Below are 15,494 nucleotides of genomic sequence, written 5' to 3' on the forward strand. Positions count from 1 at the left end.
CCTCCACACAGTAGTCAGGCAGTCAACCCCGGCAACGGGTGTGGCGGCGACGGCAGGTGAGAGGTTGTCAACGGCCTGCCGGTCCCCGGCGCCGGCCCTCAGGGAGGGCCGGCCGGTGACAGCTCTCAGGGACCGGCCGGGAGTCAGCCCTCAGGGACCGGCCGGGTCTCAGCCCTCGTCGGTGGTCAGCGTCAGCGAGATGCTGTTGATGCAGTACCGCTGGTCGGTGGGGGTCGCGTACCCCTCGCCCTCGAAGACGTGCCCGAGGTGCGAGCCGCACCGGGCGCACCGCACCTCGGTGCGCACCATGCCGTGCGACCGGTCGGAGAGCAGCTCCACCGCGTCGCTGTCCTTCGGGTCGTAGAAGGACGGCCAGCCGCAGTGCGACTCGAACTTCGTGTCGGAGGTGAAGAGTTCGGCACCGCAGGCGCGACAGGAGTAGACGCCCTTGGTCTTGGTGTCGGTGTACTCACCGACGAACGCGGGCTCTGTGCCGGCCTGCCGCAGCACGGCGTACTCGGCCGGCGTCAGCTCCGCGCGCCACTGCTCGTCCGGCTTCTCGACGTCGTACGACATGAGCGTCAGCCCCTCAGCTCGAAAGACGGTCCAGGATCTTCGGGCCCAGGTCCGTCACGTCACCCGCGCCCATGGTGAGAACGAGATCGCCCGGCTTCGCCATTCCCGCGATCACGGCGGGCACCTCCGCCTTGTCGTGGAGGGCCGTGACGTCCGCGCCCGCGCTCCGCGCCGCATCGATGATCAGCTCACTCGTCACACCGGGGATCGGGTCCTCACGGGCCGGGTAGATGTCGAGGACGACGGACGCGTCCGCCAGCGCCAGGGACTGTCCCATCTCGGTGCCCAGCTCCTGGGTGCGGGAGAACAGGTGCGGCTGGAAGACCACCAGGATCCGCGCGTCCCCGGCCGCGGCCCGCATGGCCTCCAGGTCGGCGGTCATCTCGGTCGGGTGGTGCGCGTAGGAGTCGATCACCTGGACGCCCCCCGCCTCACCCTTCAGCTGCAGCCGCCGCTTCACCCCGGTGTACGCCGCCAGCGCCGGCGCCAGCTCCGCCGCCGGCACTCCGAGCGCGACGCCCGCAGCCAGCGCGGCCACCGCGTTGTGCGCGTAGTGCCGTCCGGGCACGGACACCGTGAAGACGAGCTCCTGCCCGTCCAGCACCACCGTGACCTCGCTCTTCAGCCCCTGCGCCACCACCGACAGCACCCGTACGTCGGCGTCCTCACGCTCGCCGTACGTCACCACGCGCACCCCCGACAGCCGGGAGGTCAGCTCCCGCGCGCCCTGCTGATCCGCCGAGATCACCAGCGTGCCACCGGGCACGATCTTCCCCGCGAACGTCTCGAAGGACTCGTAGATCTCGTCCATGGACGCGTAGTTGGCGTGGTGGTCCAGCTCCACGTTGAGGACGATCGCCACCTCGGGCGCGTACGTGTGGAAGCTCCGGTCGCTCTCGTCCGCCTCGGCGACGAAGATCTCCCCGTCCCCGTGCAGCGCGTTCGACCCGGGCACGTCGAGGTCCCCACCGATCGCGTACGACGGCTTCAGCCCCAGCTCACCCAACGACACCGCCAGCATGGACGTGGTCGTCGTCTTCCCGTGCGTCCCGGCCACCGCGATCGGCCGCAGCCCGTCCATCAGCGAAGCGAGCGCGTCCGACCGGTGCACCGCGGGAATCCCCAGCTCGGCGGCGCGCGCCAACTCGGGGTTGTCGGCCCGAATGGCCGACGACACGACCACACACGTCGCGTCGTCCGCGAGATGCTCGGCCGCGTGCCCGATGTGCACGGTCGCCCCGAGCGCCCGCAACGCCTCGGCCGTCTCCGACTCCCTGGCATCACTCCCGGCCACCTTGGCCCCACGCTGAGCGAGAATCTTCGCGATCCCCGACATCCCGGCCCCACCGATCCCGATGAAGTGCGGTCGTTCCATGGCGCTGGGAAGGCCGGGTGCCATGCGTGTTCTCCCAAGTGACGGTTCGAGGACGTTTCACGCTCCGCGGGACAGAGCGCCCCCAGCCTATTGCCTACGCAATAGGTCGCCTAAAAGCCGCTGGCCCAGGGCCGCGCCCTCAAGGGGCGCGGGGAACTGCGCGACCGGCCACGAACGACCCGCAGATCGCCACCACCCCAAGCCCCTACGGCGCTCGAACCGACCTACACCCGACTGTGCGAGAACAGCTTCAACACCGGCACCCCCACCTTGTGCCGAGCCCGCGACGCCCAGTCCCGATGGAAGAACTCCTCCACGTAGTGGGGATCGGTCAGCACCAGAACCTCATCGGCCTCGACCTCTTCCACCACGGACTTCAGCACATCCAGCGGATGATCCGCGATCAACCGCCCCTCCGCCGCACTCCCGCTCGCCCGCAACGCCTGCAGCGACACCTCGAGCGCCCGTTCCCCCTCGTCCAGCGCCTGCTCCCCCTCCGGCGTCTCCCCCTCCCGCGCCGCCTCGTCCAGCTCACCGAGGGCGAGGTCGTCGATGGCCCGCAGCAACCGGTCGGCCTGATTGCCCCGCGGCTGGAGCAGCACGTGGAAGGAGGCCGGCTCGTCGCCGTGCAGGGTCGTGACGAACTCCACGTCCGCGGACGTCAGGGCCTTCTCGATCATCAATACGCTCGTGAACGACACCACAGGCGCCCTTCTCCTCGGAGGGCCCCGCGGGCCCTCACTCCTCAGGGTTCTAGTGTGCCCGGCGAAAGCTAAACGGAACGGCCGATTCCGCCCGCATTCACGTACGACGGTAACGACCGAACAGGAACCCGGCCTCCTCCAGCAGCGACGCCAGCGCGAAGCGCTTGGGCACGGGCACCGAGGGGCCCCCGGCGATCCGCTGCGCGTCCCCCGCCGTGAGCATCGGCGACACGGTCAGACACAGCTCGTCGAGGACATCGGCGGCGATCAGCTGGCCGAGCAGCCGGGGGCCGCCCTCGCTGAGCAGCCGGGTCAGCCCCAGGTCGGCGAGGGCGCGTACGGCACGGGCCGGCTCGACGCCCATGCCGTCACCGGCGACCACCACCCGGACGCCGGCCTTCTCGGCGGCGGCGACCCGGTCGGGGGCCGCGGCGGCGCCGGTCAGCAGGATGGTGGGGACGGACGGCGAGGCGAACAGCGGCAGCGAGAAGTCCAGATCCAGGCTGGCGCTCACCACCGCGACGGCCGGGGCGGGCGTCTGTCCGGCCGCCCGGCGGGCCTCCGCGAACGCCTCACGCGCGCGTGCCGGACGGTAGCCCTCCTGGCGTACCGTTTCCGCACCGACGATCACCACGTCCGCGAGCCCCCGCAGCGTGCCGAAGATCCGCATGTCGGCGTCGCTGGAGATCGGCTGCGAACGCCCGCCGTGCTGGGCCGCGCCGTCGAGCGTGGAGACCATGTTGGCCCGCAGCCACGGCTCCCGACCGCCCGGCGCGGGTTCGGGATAGGCGTACGCCACCGCCAGCTCGTCGAGACTCCACTCCCGGTCGACGAGATCCGCTCCCCCGGCCGCACCCGGCCGCTCACGCCCACCTGGCGTCGGAGCACCGACCGGGCCCCCACCCTCACCCGACATGCGCACCTCAGCCGCATGCGCACCACCGGTCACTTCCGGTGTCCGGGCCGCTGTCTCTTCGGTCACAGGGAACAGGCGTCGCATGTCGTGCAGTGTGGCACGACCCTTAGACTCGGTAACCGTGTCGTCGTCCTCAGCCACCGTGTCCGGACTCGGTCCGATACCCGAAGCGGCTCCCCTGTCCCTGTGCACCCGCGAGCCGCATGTCCCCGCGGACCGGCTCGTCGCCGAGATGGTGCCGCCGCCGCGTTTCGACTCGGTCCGCTTCGCCACGTACATCCCGGACCCGAACCAGCCGAGCCAGACCGAGGCCGTCCGCGTCCTGAGCGGCTTCGCGGCGGGTCTCGGCGGGGCGCACGCCACCGGCACCGGCAAGCGCGGCTTCCTCGGCTTCGGAAGGGCGAAGGCCCCCAAGGTCCCCGCCGGCCCCCGCGGCGTCTACCTCGACGGCGGCTACGGCGTCGGCAAGACCCACCTCCTCGCCTCCCTCTGGCACGCCACCCCGGCCGAACCGTCCCTCAAGGCCTTCGGCACCTTCGTGGAGCTGACGAACCTGGTCGGCGCGCTCGGCTTCCAGAAGACGATCCAGACCCTCTCCGGGCACCGCCTGCTGTGCATCGACGAGTTCGAGCTGGACGACCCGGGCGACACCGTCCTGGTGTCGACCCTGCTCGGCAAGCTCGTCGACGCGGGCGTGGCACTGGCCGCCACCTCGAACACGCTGCCGGGCAAGCTCGGTGAGGGCCGGTTCGCGTCGGCCGACTTCCTGCGCGAGATCCAGGGCCTGTCCGCCCACTTCCGCGCCCTGCGCATCGACGGCGAGGACTACCGCCACCGCGGTCTGCCCGAGGCCCCGGCACCGTTCTCCGACGAGGAGGTCACCAAGGCGGCGTACGCCACCGGGGGCGCCTCGCTCGACGACTTCCCGCATCTGCTGGACCACCTGGCGCGGGTCCACCCCAGCCGGTACGGCGCCCTCACGGACGGCCTGAAGGCGGTCTGCCTGACGGATGTCCAGCCGATCCCGGACCAGTCCACCGCGCTCCGGCTCGTGGTCCTGGCCGACCGGCTGTACGACCGCGAGGTGCCCGTGCTCGCCTCGGGGCTGCCCTTCGACCAACTGTTCAGCGAGGAGATGCTGAACGGCGGCTACCGCAAGAAGTACTTCCGCGCCATCTCCCGCCTCACCGCCCTCGCACGCGACGCCAAGCGACTCGTGGAGCACTGAGCCCACCGGCACCGGCCGTACTCCTCCCGGGCGAACTCCCCCAGGTCAAGGGCTGATTCCAGCCAACCCGACCTCGCTTTTCAGGCTCTCTTCAGCTTGCAACGTTAAGTTAACCCTGCAAACAACTTTGCAGGGCTAACGTGTTTCTTGACCAGCGGTTGACCATCGGTTGACCAAGTCGAGCAAGTGCCGACGTGCGGGAGACAGCGAGAACTGCCAGTGGGGAGGCTCATATTGCGAGGTACGACGACCCGGACCGTCCTTTCGGCCCTAGCCGCCGTCCTGCTCAGCCTCACGTTCTTCACTCCCACGGCATCCTTCGCAGCAGCGCACACGCTTGGTCATGTCAAGGCCAAAGCCGAGCCCGGAAACACCCTCACAGCGAAGCCGGTGCGTGACAAAGCCGTCACCTACCGCACGTGTGCACCCTCACAGGACCCGACCGGTCCTGCCCGCACACGCGACCGGCACCGCACAGTCAGCCAGACCGTTCCCGGGGCGCCCGCGCGCTCGCCGTTGGGGGAGAACCCGGCGGCCGCGAGCGAACCGGAACGGCCCTCGACCCGGTACCACCGGGCGTCGAGATCCCTCACGGCCCACACCCCGGCCGCCCTTCAGGTCTTCCGCTGCTGAGCCGCGGAGCCTGTTCCCCCCCCCACACTCTTGTCGTGCAAGCCCGACGCGCCGCCGAGGCGCGCCAGGAGGAGTCACCACATCATGCAGCCCCTCATCGACAACGCCCGCACGTTCGGACAGCGCCCTGAGGAGTTCGCCAGGCTGGCCGAAGGCCAGTCCCCCGAGGTCCTGTTCATCACCTGCTCCGACTCTCGGGTCGTCCCGGCCCTGATCACGGGCGCCCGCCCCGGCGAGCTCTTCGAGCTGCGCACCGCCGGCAACATCGTCCCCCCGTACACCTCCGACCGCCCCACCGGTGAGACGGCCACCATCGAGTACGCCGTGGAGGTCCTCGGCGTCACCGACATCGTGGTCTGCGGACACTCGCACTGCGGCGCCGTCGGTGCCCTGGTGCGCGGCGACGACCTGACCGCCGTACCCGCCGTACGCGACTGGCTGACCAACGCAACACCGCGCCCCCAAGGGGCAGTCGAGGACCCCACGGTCGCGGACGGAGTCCAGAACCACGTCCTCAGCCAGCTTCTGCGCCTGCGCTCCTACCCCTGTGTGGAGAAGCGCCTCGCGGACGGCCGGCTGCGGCTGCGCGGCTGGTACTACGAGGTCCACACCGGTGCCGTGCGCGAACACCGCGCGGACACCGACAAGTTCGAGACCCTGTGAGCGGCGGCCAGGTGTCTGCGATGACTTCCAAGACCTCTCCCATGTCCAAGTTCCCTTACCTACGACAGGACTTCGGTGCCTCGCTCGTCGTGTTCCTGGTCGCGCTGCCGCTGTGCGTGGGCGTGGCCGTCGCCTCCGGGGTGCCGGCCGAACTCGGCCTGGTCACCGGCATCGTGGGCGGCATCGTCGCCGGTCTGATGCCCGGCAGCAGCCTGCAGGTCTCCGGCCCGGCGGCCGGTCTGACCGTGCTGGTCTTCGAGGCGGTGCGCCAGTTCGGGCTGCCCGCCCTCGGAGTGATCGTGCTCGCCGCCGGTCTGCTTCAACTCGCCATGGGCGCACTGAAGTTGGGCCGTTGGTTCCGCGCCATATCCGTATCCGTCGTCGAGGGCATGCTCGCCGGTATCGGCCTCGTGATCATCGCGGGCCAGCTCTACGCGGCGGCCGGCCTGAAGGCCCCCGCCTCCGGCCTCGGCAAGATCACGGGCCTGCCCGGGGCCTTCGTCGACGCCATGGGCAGCACAGCGGCCCTCGCTTCCCTCGCGCTCGGCGCGGGCACGATCGCGGTGATGGTGCTGTGGAAGCGGCTGCCGAAGAAGGTCCAGGTGGTACCCGGCGCGCTGGCCGCGGTGGTCCTGGCCACCCTCGCCACCGTCGCCTTCAGCCTGCCGGTGGCGAACGTCGAGGTGAAGGGCCTGCTGGACGCCGTCCAGCCTCCCGGACTCGACGCCTTCGGTCAGCTCGCGGACGTGGCGATCCTCGGCACGATCCTCGCTTTCACGCTCATCGCCTCCGCCGAGAGTCTGTTCAGCGCGGCGGCCGTGGACCGGATGCACGACGGTCCGCGCACCGAGTACGACAAGGAGCTGATGGCCCAGGGCGCCGGCAACACGGTGTGCGGGCTGCTGGGCGCGCTGCCGATGACCGCGGTGATCGTCCGCAGCTCCGCCAACCTCCAGGCCGGCGCGAAGACGAAGGCGTCCCGGGTGCTGCACGGCGTGTGGCTGCTGCTCTTCGCGGCGCTGCTGCCGGGCGCCCTCGCCCTGATTCCGCTCCCCGCCCTGGCCGGCATCCTCGTCCACGCGGGCTGGAAGCTGATCCCGTTCCGGGAGATCGTCTCCCTGTGGCGGGCGCACCGGGGTGAGGCGCTGATCCTGGTGGTCACGGCCGTGGCGATCGTCGTGGTGAACATGTTCGAGGGCGTACTGATCGGTCTGGCCCTCTCCGTGGCCAAGACCGCCTGGGAGGCCTCGCACATCAAGCTGGAGGTCATAGACAAGGGCGCCGGCCCCGTCCAGGCCTACCTCTCCGGCAACGCGACCTTCCTCCGCCTGCCGAAGATCCTGGACAACCTGGAGTCCCTCCCCCAGGACCGCCCCGTGGAACTCCACCTCACCGGCCTCCACCACCTCGACCACGCCTGCCGCACCGCCCTCGAGAACTGGGCGGCCCGCCACAGCGCGACCGGCACGGAACCGGTGAAAATGACGGTCCCGGAACCGGAGAAGGTGACGTCGGGAACGTCCTGACCTTGATGCAGGGCCTGGTGCCCCGGTCTCCGGACCGGGGCACCAGACCGTCCCGGCTGTCCCGGCTGCCCTAGCTGCCCTAGCTGCCCTAGCTGCCCTAGCTGCCCTAGCTGCGGGCAATCGTGCCGCTGGGGCGGCACGGGTGGGCGCAGCGGCACCCTGTCAGCGCCGGCAAGCGCCTCCCACCCCCGTCCAGCCCCAACCCCCGGGCACCCACTCGACCCACCCGCCCCCGCTCACCCCTCCCCCACGGCAGTCGACCAGCCCCCCACCCCCGGCATATCGTTGTATTCCCAGCGATACGGGACGGCTCAAAGGGGGTCGTCATGGTCCAAGAGCTACTCGTGGCCGCCACAGCGGTCGGCTCCGCCGCCCTCGTGTACGTCGCGGCCGCGGCCCGAATCGTCAAGCAGTACGAACGCGGCGTGGTCTTCCGCCTCGGCCGTCTGCGGGGCCAGCCCAGAACCCCTGGCTTCACCATGGTGGTCCCCGGCATCGACCACATCCGCAAGGTGAACATGCAGATCGTGACGATGCCCGTACCGGCCCAGGAGGGCATCACCCGCGACAACGTCACCGTGCGCGTCGACGCGGTCGTCTACTTCAAGGTCGTCGACGCGGCGAGCGCCCTGATCACGGTCGAGGACTACAAGTTCGCCGTCTCCCAGATGGCCCAGACCTCCCTCCGCTCGATCATCGGCAAGAGCGACCTCGACGACCTCCTCTCCGACCGCGAGAAGCTCAACCAGGGCCTGGAGCTGATGATCGACAGCCCCGCCGTCGGCTGGGGCGTCCAGGTCGACCGCGTCGAGATCAAGGACGTGTCCCTGCCGGAGACCATGAAACGCTCCATGGCCCGCCAGGCCGAGGCGGACCGCGAACGCCGCGCCCGCATCATCAACGCGGACGCCGAGCTGCAGGCCTCCAAGAAGCTGGCCGAGGCGGCGCAGCAGATGGCCGACACCCCCTCCGCGCTCCAACTCCGCCTGCTGCAGACGGTGGTGGCGGTGGCCGCCGAGAAGAACTCCACCCTCGTACTCCCCTTCCCGGTGGAACTGCTCCGCTTCCTGGAACGAGCGCAGGCAGGCCCCCCACCGGACACCGCCCCTCCGCGGCCCCACCCACTTACCCAGCCGCCCCCCTCCCCTCCCCCTCCGACCGAGTGACACCCGGACGACTCCGCCGCCTCCCTCTACGCGCGTGGTTCACGCGGCCGTAACCGCGTGATACACACAGGCGGGTCACATCCTGTCCGCCAACAGGAAGGTCGTCCCGTGTCAGTGACCCGACGCCAGGCCCTCGCCCGCACCGGTGCCCTGGGAGCGGGCATCGCGTTCACCGGAGCCCTGTCCGAACTCTTCGCGGGCACGGCGGCCGCGCAGAGCGGCCTCGGCCACTCCGGCGGCTACGGCCCGCTGATCCCCGACCCGAACGGTCTGCTGGACCTGCCGAAAGGTTTCCGCTACCAGGTGCTGTCCCGCGAGGGCGATCCCCTCCGCTCCGGCGAGGGCCAGGTCCCCAGCAACCACGACGGAATGTCCGCCTTCCCCGGCAGACACGGCAGTGCTCGCCTCGTCCACCTGGTCCGCAACCACGAGAACCGCCACAACGGCCGCATCCCGGTCCCCACGGTCAAGGGCCTGACCTACGACCCGATGGGCAAGGGCGGTTGTACGGCCCTGACGCTCGATGCCCGGGGCAAAGTCCTCTCCGAGCGCGTCGCCCTCGCCGGCACCGCGGTCAACTGCGCGGGCGGCCCCACACCCTGGGGCACCTGGCTGACGTGCGAGGAGACCGAGGACCAGGCCGGCACCAACGGTTACACCAAGGACCACGGTTTCGTCTTCGAGGTGGACCCGACGAACCCGCACCGCTCCGGAGCCGTACCCCTCACCGCGATGGGCCGCTTCCAGCACGAGGCGATCGCGGTCGACCCCCACCGAGGCATCGTCTACGAGACGGAGGACGCCTTCGAGAAACCCTTCGGCCTCTTCTACCGCTTCCTCCCCGACAAGCCGAAGGGCGGCCTGGGTTCACTCCGCGCGGGCGGACACCTCCAGGCGATGCGCGTCCCGGGCGTACCGGATCTGTCCTCGGTCCAGGACCCCGGAGCCTGCTTCGAGCGCATCGAATGGGTCGACGTCCCCGACCCCCTCGCCGCCCAAACCCCCATCCGGCACCAGGACTTCGGCCCCCACGGCATCACCCACGCCCAGAAACTGGAGGGCTGCTACTGGGGCGGCCGATGCGTCTACTTCGTCTCCTCCTTCGCCCGCAGCGCGGACGGCTCGGCCGCCGACCACTACGGACAGATCTGGCGCTACGACCCCGACCACCACACCCTCACCCTCGTCATCGTCTTCGGCCCCGCCACGGACATCCAGCTCCCCGGCGAATCCCCCGACAACATCTGCCTCGCCCCCACCGGCGGGCTCATGGTCTGCGAGGACGGCAACGGCACCCAGCACATCTACGGCGTCACCCGCCAGGGCCACGTCTACGCCATGGCCCGCAACGCCCAGGCGATCACATCAGCCGCCACCTCGGCGGGTGGCACGCCCACCGCCCCCGAATGGGGCGAGTTCGCGGGCGTCACCTTCTCTCCCGACGGCGACACGATGTACGTCAACTGCTACACCCCGGGCACGACGTTCGCGGTGACGGGGCCGTGGCGTCGTACATGATCTGGACGTGACCGACCGCCGCAAGGCCTGATCGCGCGACCGCTTGCCGTGGGCGGGCTCTTCGCGGGCCTGGACAGCTTTCTGGGCATCGAGGGCTGGCGCTGGATCTTCCTGGTCAACCTGCCGATCGGCCTCATCACCCTGGTCGTCGTCGGCAAGCTGTTCACGCTCAAGCACACACGCGTCCAGCAGCGCGTCGACTACTGGGGCGCCACCGCCCTCGTGGTCGGCCTGGTGCCGCTGTTGCTGGTCGCCGAGCAGGGCAAGGAGTGGGGGTGGACGTCCGCGCTCTCGCTGGGGCTGTTCGCGCTCGGTGGGTCCGGCCTGGTGTGGTTCCTGCTCGTGGAGCGGCGCATGGGGGACGAGGCGCTGATGCCGCCCCGGCTCTTCGCCAACAGCGCGTTCACCCGGGTCAACGTGGTCAACTTCATCGGCGGCGTCGGCGCCTTCACCTCGATGACGTTCCTGCCGCTCTTCCTCCAGATCGTGCAGGGCATGTCGCCGACCACGGCGGGGCTGCTGCTGCTCCCGCAGTCGCTGGCGACGACCCTGGGCGCCAAGTTCTCCGGCCCGATCGTGGCCAGGACCGAGCGATACAAGTTCATGCTGGCAGGCGGTCTGGCCACGCTCAGCGCGACCTACCTGGCGCTGAGCACCATCGGCGTGGACACCTCCGTCTGGATCATGGCGGCGCTGGCCGTCACCATGGGCACGCTCCAGCGCGGCGGACCAGGAGGTGCTGACCGGACTGGGGAACGGCACCTCGGGCATCGACCTCGACGACACCTCGGTGCTCGGCACCCTCGATCCCAGGATCGCCCGCCCGATCCTGGAGGGCATCGGCAGCGGTATCGACACCGTCTTCCTCATCCTGGGCGGCCTCGGCCTCCTCGCCGTGCTCGTCTCGCTGACGATCAGGGAGAAGCCGAAGTCCCAGCCGTCGGACGGACCGAACACCGACAGCCAGGAGCAGCTCGCCGCCACCGAATGACCGTGGGTCCGCGAGCGGCTGGGCGGCGATTGCCGTTCATCCGCTCGTTCCCAGGTCGCCATGCTCCCCCCGTAGATTTTTCTGTTCCTTTCCTGAGAAGCCTCCCACGCACCTCTGATCGGTCCCCGCTTCACTGTCCATGATCCGTTCGGTTGTTTCCGTCGTCGGCCCACCGGCGGCGTCGGACATGACCGCGCGCATCCACTCGGACAGGCAGCTCGTCACGCGGGCGTCTCACCGGCGCCCGCTCGACATGGACCGGTGAACCACATGGACACACCCCCCACTTCAGTGTCCGACGGCGACGGGACCACCCGGGTCCTCGTCGCCCATGGCAAGCTCTCGCAGGCGCTGCGGCTGTACCGGCATCTGCGCTCCGCGGGCATGAGCGTCGCCCTGCCCCGGGGCGGCGTCGGCGCCTTAGGACAGCTACAGGAACAGCCGCCCGATGTGGTGCTGTTGGCGGTCGCTCCGTCCGAGGCCTCCTGGAACCCCATGGCCCTGGCACGCGCACTGCGACAGCAGCCGGAACGGCCCGGCATCCTCTTCCTCACCAGCGGCCCGTGCCGGGCGGAGGAGCTCAGCCTGGCCGACGACTACGCGCACGAGGACTGCCTCCCCGACGAACTGGCGCTGCGGATCCAGGTGTTATTGAGCAGGCGCTCGGCGCCGGGCTCTCCCCCGGGTCCCGCGTCAGGACTCCAGATACTTCCGGAGAGCCGCCGTGTCCTGCGGCACGGGCGTGAAGTCCCCCTCACCGCAACGGAGTTCGACATCCTGCGCCTCCTGGCGACCCACCCGGGGCAGGTCGTACCGAAGGGGGAGATCCTCGACCATGTCTGGCACCACGATTTCAACGGCGAGTCCAACATCGTCGAGGCCTACATCTGCACGCTGCGCCGCAAGCTCGCCGACTCCGACCGGTCGCTCATCAGCACGGTGCGCGGCGTGGGCTATCTGCTGGCCGCTCCCGAACCCGCACCCGCACCCGCACCCGCTCCGGAATCCCTTAATCCGTCTTTAAGGATCACCGTGCCCGCTGCTGCTGAAGTGGTCATCACAAGCCCAACGGCCTGACCAAAGGAGCAAGCAAGGTGAAGCCCATGCGAGCACTGACGGCTCTGACCGGCACCGCCGTCGCCGCGGCCGCCCTGGTCGCGGGTACGGCCACGCCGTCCGCGGCGGCGGTGAGCGACTGCCCGGACTTCGGTGTCATCTGCGCCTTCAAGCACGTCAACTACGGCGGCACCCCGGTGTGGACCGAGAGCCGGCCCGGCTACTACAGCTTCACGGGCACCGTGCGGGCCACCACCTCGGTCGTCAACCGCACCGCGTACAAGGTCAGGATCGTCGGCGACAACGAGTTCCTGGGGCTGTGCGTCGCCCGCGGTCACGCCGTCCGCGATCTGCCGGACGGCTTCGACGACAAGCTCAGCGCCATCGAGATCAACCCGCCCGCCGACTCCACCTGCGACTACAACTACTGAGGCTGATGAACATGCGCGTCACCACGGCACTCGCCGGATTCACCGCCGCGGCCGGACTGGTCGGCCTCGCCTCGGCACCGGCCTCCGCCGCCCCCTACGACGACTGCCGGGGCCTCCAGCTGGCCTGCGTCTTCGAGCACCCGAACCACGGCGGCCTGGCCGTGTGGACCGGCGCCGAGGACGGCACCTACCGGATCAACTACCGCACCCGCACGACGGGCTCGAACGTCGTCAACGCGTCCAGCAGCTTCGTGCACGTCAAGGCGTACAGCGGCGGCCGGTCCTGCCACGTCTATCCCGGCCGCGAGGCGAACCTGCCCGGCGGGATCAACGACAACATCGGCCAGATCGTCATCACCAACTGGAACGGCGGCCTTCCGGCCTGCTGACGACGGCAAACATCTCAGCCTTTCCTCCGGTTCCCACACATCTCAGGAGACAGGAAATGAAGGTCACCACCCCCCGCGTCCTTCGCTCACTCCTCGCCGGCGGCGTCCTCACCGGCGTCGCGCTGACCGGCCTCACGGTTCCCGCACAGGCGGCCGAAAGCGCGGCGGCCGACTGCAGCAGCTTCACCCGCGCGAAGGTGATCAGCAAGCGCGAGATCCTCAACCCGGTCACCAACGGCGAGCTGCGCAACCGTACCGGGGAGGTGCAGACCCTGGTCCTGGAACGGTCGATCACCGACACCCGCACCACGAGCAAGGAGTACCGCGGCGACTGGCAGCTCTTCAAGGCCGTGTTCACAGCAGGCGTCTCCAAGACGGTGACCGAGGAGCACACCACCAGCGGTCTCCAGCAGGCCCGTATCCAGGTGGCCGCCTGGCGCAAGGTCTCGGTCACGGGCCACATCCGCACCTGGCGCGTCGAGACCGAGGTCACCCGCCGCAACAGCAACTGCGACTACAGCACCCGCCGCATCACCGGTGACGTGGCCACCACGGACTCCATGGTCTGGGACGCCCGGGACACCGGCGCCGCGTGACCCCACCCGCCCAGGACGAGACCACCGAACACGCGCAACGGAGAACCATCCCCATGAAGAAAAAGCTCGCGTACGCCCTCACCGCACCTCTTGCCATGCTCATGACAATAGGCTTCGGCGCCCCCGCCGCAGAAGCCAAGGCCTCGGACTGCAAGGAGGCCCAGCTCTGCTTCTTCGCCGACCCGAACTTCGAGGGGAAGCGGCTGTACTGGTGGGACGACCAGCTCAAGCTGTCGACGAAGCTCAGCATCACCTCGCACGAACCCTCGTGGACGGCCTCGTCCGTGATCAACAGAACGCCGTACTACGCCCACATCTGGAACGCCAGGGGCGAGCACCGCTGCCTGCCGCCCGGGTACAACTTCGCGCACGTGGGTGACGCCTACAACGACAAGATCACCCACATCGGCCTGTACGTCGACTGGTGCTGACCTCGGCAGCCTGACCACGCGTGTACGGCCCGGCGCCGTACACGCGTGTTCCCAGCTCACCGCGAGCCCCGAGCCGGCCCTCTCCCCCGCCGCCCGGGCCTCCTTCATCACCCGGGCGGGTGACTTCGGGCCGAACTCCCCGCAAATGCGCAGCTAAACAGACAATCGCTAGACCTCACCCCTTTACGTTCGTGCGGTGACCATTCCCGCACGAAGAGTCGCCGCGCTGTCCGCGCTCTGCGCACTCGGCGCCGCCCTCGCCGCCTGCGCCACACCGCACGCCTCGACCCGCATCGTCACGGCCACCGCGACGGCCCGCCCCTCGGCGGTGTCCGCGTCCCGTCCGCCCACGCTCGCGCCGGGCCCCGCGGGACTGACCCCCGTGTTCGAGCACGGCCCCCGGACGCGCGGCGACAAGACGGTCGCGCTCACCTTCGACGCGGACATGACCGCGGATCAGGGGGACAGGGCGGCCGCGGGCGAACGGTTCGACAATCCGCAGCTGATCGCCGCGCTGCGGCAGCTGAAGGTTCCGGCCACGGTGTTCATGACGGGGCGGTGGGTCGAGGAGTACCCGATCCAGGCACGGTCCATCGGGCGGGACCCCCTGTTCGAGGTCGCGAACCACTCGTACAGCCACCACGCCTTCACCGAGGAGTGCTACGGCCTGCCGACGATGGCGCCCGAGCGCATGCGGGCGGACCTGGAGCGGGCCTATCGGGTGTTCCGTGAGGCGGGGGTGACGGACCCGATGCCTTACTTCCGCTTCCCCGGCGGCTGCTACGACGGGCGCGCGCTGCGGCGGCTGAGCGCGTCCGGGGTGACGGCGGTGCAGTGGGACGTGGTGAGCGGGGACGCGTTCGCGACGGACGCGGACGAGGTGGCGCGGGAGGTGCTGGACGGGGTGCGGCCGGGGTCCGTGGTGGTCATGCACTGCACACGGAGTGCCGCGCCGGTCACGGAGAGGGCCGTACGGAAGATCGTGCCGGAGCTGCGGAAGCGCGGTTTCCGGTTCGTGAAGGTGTCGGAGCTGGTCGGGGCGACAGCGGCGACGGCACCCTGAAGCCCTCCCCGCACGACCGCTCTACGCTGGATGTATGAGTGACTACTGCGGCACCGAACCGAACCAGGAACCGGCCCCGACCGCAGCGCGGGCCACGGCCGACGGTCCGCCCTTCGCCGAGTGCGTGCTGTGCCAGAAGCCGACCGAGTATCCCGAGTCGTACAAGGGCATCACCCTGTGCCCGGTGTGCGAGTGGCGGGAGGCCGAGCGGATCGCCTGCTCGGGCTGAGGC

Annotated in this window: 18 protein-coding genes; 13 read left to right on the forward strand and 5 right to left on the reverse strand. The window is 70.0% G+C overall.

Translation table 11 applies throughout. The annotated features are described in order from the left end of the window. Nucleotides 1–168 precede the first annotated feature (168 nt). From msrB to JIX56_RS09825, 4 genes are all read right to left on the reverse strand, one after another. Nucleotides 169–576 (reverse strand): peptide-methionine (R)-S-oxide reductase MsrB, encoded by a 408-nt coding sequence (gene msrB / locus JIX56_RS09810; protein ID WP_257538859.1) that lies wholly within the window; start codon nucleotides 574–576, stop codon nucleotides 169–171. Nucleotides 577–589: 13 nt separating this feature from the next. Further along, on the reverse strand, nucleotides 590–1,975 hold the full coding sequence (murC, locus tag JIX56_RS09815) for a UDP-N-acetylmuramate--L-alanine ligase (protein WP_257538861.1): 1,386 nt from the start codon (nucleotides 1,973–1,975) through the stop codon (nucleotides 590–592). Nucleotides 1,976–2,175: 200 nt separating this feature from the next. Next, nucleotides 2,176–2,631 (reverse strand): indole-3-glycerol phosphate synthase, encoded by a 456-nt coding sequence (locus JIX56_RS09820; RefSeq protein ID WP_257550804.1) that lies wholly within the window; start codon nucleotides 2,629–2,631, stop codon nucleotides 2,176–2,178. Between the two features lie 121 nt (nucleotides 2,632–2,752). After that, nucleotides 2,753–3,655 carry a pyrimidine reductase family protein gene (locus JIX56_RS09825; protein WP_257538863.1) on the reverse strand — a complete coding sequence of 301 codons (903 nt, stop codon included), beginning with the start codon at nucleotides 3,653–3,655 and terminating at the stop codon, nucleotides 2,753–2,755. Between JIX56_RS09825 and zapE the strand changes: the two genes are divergently transcribed. The 5 genes from zapE (at nucleotide 3,654) to JIX56_RS09855 (ending at nucleotide 10,305) form a co-directional block, all read left to right on the forward strand. Next, a complete protein-coding gene (gene zapE, locus JIX56_RS09830; RefSeq protein ID WP_443031798.1) occupies nucleotides 3,654–4,799 on the forward strand; it encodes a cell division protein ZapE in 1,146 nt (381 codons plus the stop codon). The genes JIX56_RS09825 and zapE overlap by 2 nt on opposite strands. Before the next feature lie 717 nt (nucleotides 4,800–5,516). Further along, on the forward strand, nucleotides 5,517–6,095 hold the full coding sequence (locus JIX56_RS09840; RefSeq protein WP_257538879.1) for a carbonic anhydrase: 579 nt from the start codon (nucleotides 5,517–5,519) through the stop codon (nucleotides 6,093–6,095). Between the two features lie 41 nt (nucleotides 6,096–6,136). Continuing rightward, complete coding sequence (locus tag JIX56_RS09845; protein ID WP_257538881.1) at nucleotides 6,137–7,621, forward strand: SulP family inorganic anion transporter; 1,485 nt, start codon at nucleotides 6,137–6,139, stop codon at nucleotides 7,619–7,621. 326 nt (nucleotides 7,622–7,947) lie between these two features. Beyond that, a complete protein-coding gene (locus tag JIX56_RS09850) occupies nucleotides 7,948–8,787 on the forward strand; it encodes a slipin family protein (RefSeq protein WP_257538883.1) in 840 nt (279 codons plus the stop codon). Between the two features lie 114 nt (nucleotides 8,788–8,901). After that, nucleotides 8,902–10,305, forward strand: a complete 1,404-nt coding sequence (locus JIX56_RS09855; RefSeq protein WP_257550805.1) for a PhoX family protein — start codon at nucleotides 8,902–8,904, stop codon at nucleotides 10,303–10,305. Between the two features lie 200 nt (nucleotides 10,306–10,505). On the opposite strand, the gene JIX56_RS09860 is transcribed toward JIX56_RS09855, so the two are convergent. Continuing rightward, nucleotides 10,506–10,910: a hypothetical protein gene (locus tag JIX56_RS09860; RefSeq protein WP_257538893.1), complete on the reverse strand. Its 405-nt coding sequence runs from the start codon at nucleotides 10,908–10,910 to the stop codon at nucleotides 10,506–10,508. Nucleotides 10,911–11,041: 131 nt separating this feature from the next. Here JIX56_RS09860 and JIX56_RS09865 point away from each other — a divergent pair, with 131 nt between their 5' ends. From JIX56_RS09865 to JIX56_RS09900, 8 genes are all read left to right on the forward strand, one after another. Then, entirely contained in the window at nucleotides 11,042–11,296 is a 255-nt protein-coding gene (locus tag JIX56_RS09865; RefSeq protein WP_257538903.1) for a hypothetical protein, read from the forward strand. Nucleotides 11,297–11,566: 270 nt separating this feature from the next. Beyond that, nucleotides 11,567–12,373: a winged helix-turn-helix transcriptional regulator gene (locus JIX56_RS09870; protein ID WP_257538905.1), complete on the forward strand. Its 807-nt coding sequence runs from the start codon at nucleotides 11,567–11,569 to the stop codon at nucleotides 12,371–12,373. A gap of 26 nt (nucleotides 12,374–12,399) precedes the next feature. After that, nucleotides 12,400–12,783, forward strand: a complete 384-nt coding sequence (locus JIX56_RS09875; protein ID WP_257538907.1) for a peptidase inhibitor family I36 protein — start codon at nucleotides 12,400–12,402, stop codon at nucleotides 12,781–12,783. An 11-nt stretch (nucleotides 12,784–12,794) separates the two neighbouring features. Next, the gene (locus JIX56_RS09880; RefSeq protein ID WP_257538909.1) at nucleotides 12,795–13,172 is read left to right on the forward strand and encodes a hypothetical protein; all 378 of its coding nucleotides are present in this window, start codon (nucleotides 12,795–12,797) and stop codon (nucleotides 13,170–13,172) included. Between the two features lie 56 nt (nucleotides 13,173–13,228). Further along, entirely contained in the window at nucleotides 13,229–13,768 is a 540-nt protein-coding gene (locus JIX56_RS09885) for a hypothetical protein (protein WP_257538911.1), read from the forward strand. Nucleotides 13,769–13,821: 53 nt separating this feature from the next. Further along, nucleotides 13,822–14,199 (forward strand): peptidase inhibitor family I36 protein, encoded by a 378-nt coding sequence (locus JIX56_RS09890; protein ID WP_257538913.1) that lies wholly within the window; start codon nucleotides 13,822–13,824, stop codon nucleotides 14,197–14,199. A 196-nt stretch (nucleotides 14,200–14,395) separates the two neighbouring features. Further along, nucleotides 14,396–15,262 (forward strand): polysaccharide deacetylase family protein, encoded by an 867-nt coding sequence (locus tag JIX56_RS09895; protein ID WP_257538915.1) that lies wholly within the window; start codon nucleotides 14,396–14,398, stop codon nucleotides 15,260–15,262. Nucleotides 15,263–15,296: 34 nt separating this feature from the next. Next, nucleotides 15,297–15,491 (forward strand): hypothetical protein, encoded by a 195-nt coding sequence (locus tag JIX56_RS09900; protein WP_257538917.1) that lies wholly within the window; start codon nucleotides 15,297–15,299, stop codon nucleotides 15,489–15,491. Nucleotides 15,492–15,494 lie beyond the last annotated feature (3 nt).

It is taken from the genome of Streptomyces sp. CA-210063, assembly GCF_024612015.1.
Classification (GTDB): Bacteria; Actinomycetota; Actinomycetes; order Streptomycetales; family Streptomycetaceae; genus Streptomyces.

Bases quoted from the DNA above. Each gene is read 5' to 3' on its own strand.
- msrB (WP_257538859.1), bottom strand. From the start codon at position 576: ATGTCGTACGACGTCGAGAAGCCGGACGAGCAGTGGCGCGCGGAGCTG.
- murC (WP_257538861.1), bottom strand. From the start codon at position 1,975: ATGGCACCCGGCCTTCCCAGCGCCATGGAACGACCGCACTTCATCGGG.
- JIX56_RS09820 (WP_257550804.1), bottom strand. From the start codon at position 2,631: ATGATCGAGAAGGCCCTGACGTCCGCGGACGTGGAGTTCGTCACGACC.
- zapE (WP_443031798.1), top strand. From the start codon at position 3,654: ATGTCGTGCAGTGTGGCACGACCCTTAGACTCGGTAACCGTGTCGTCG.
- JIX56_RS09825 (WP_257538863.1), bottom strand. From the start codon at position 3,655: ATGCGACGCCTGTTCCCTGTGACCGAAGAGACAGCGGCCCGGACACCG.
- JIX56_RS09840 (WP_257538879.1), top strand. From the start codon at position 5,517: ATGCAGCCCCTCATCGACAACGCCCGCACGTTCGGACAGCGCCCTGAG.
- JIX56_RS09845 (WP_257538881.1), top strand. From the start codon at position 6,137: ATGTCCAAGTTCCCTTACCTACGACAGGACTTCGGTGCCTCGCTCGTC.
- JIX56_RS09850 (WP_257538883.1), top strand. From the start codon at position 7,948: ATGGTCCAAGAGCTACTCGTGGCCGCCACAGCGGTCGGCTCCGCCGCC.
- JIX56_RS09860 (WP_257538893.1), bottom strand. From the start codon at position 10,910: ATGAACTTGTATCGCTCGGTCCTGGCCACGATCGGGCCGGAGAACTTG.
- JIX56_RS09870 (WP_257538905.1), top strand. From the start codon at position 11,567: ATGGACACACCCCCCACTTCAGTGTCCGACGGCGACGGGACCACCCGG.
- JIX56_RS09875 (WP_257538907.1), top strand. From the start codon at position 12,400: ATGCGAGCACTGACGGCTCTGACCGGCACCGCCGTCGCCGCGGCCGCC.
- JIX56_RS09880 (WP_257538909.1), top strand. From the start codon at position 12,795: ATGCGCGTCACCACGGCACTCGCCGGATTCACCGCCGCGGCCGGACTG.
- JIX56_RS09885 (WP_257538911.1), top strand. From the start codon at position 13,229: ATGAAGGTCACCACCCCCCGCGTCCTTCGCTCACTCCTCGCCGGCGGC.
- JIX56_RS09890 (WP_257538913.1), top strand. From the start codon at position 13,822: ATGAAGAAAAAGCTCGCGTACGCCCTCACCGCACCTCTTGCCATGCTC.
- JIX56_RS09900 (WP_257538917.1), top strand. From the start codon at position 15,297: ATGAGTGACTACTGCGGCACCGAACCGAACCAGGAACCGGCCCCGACC.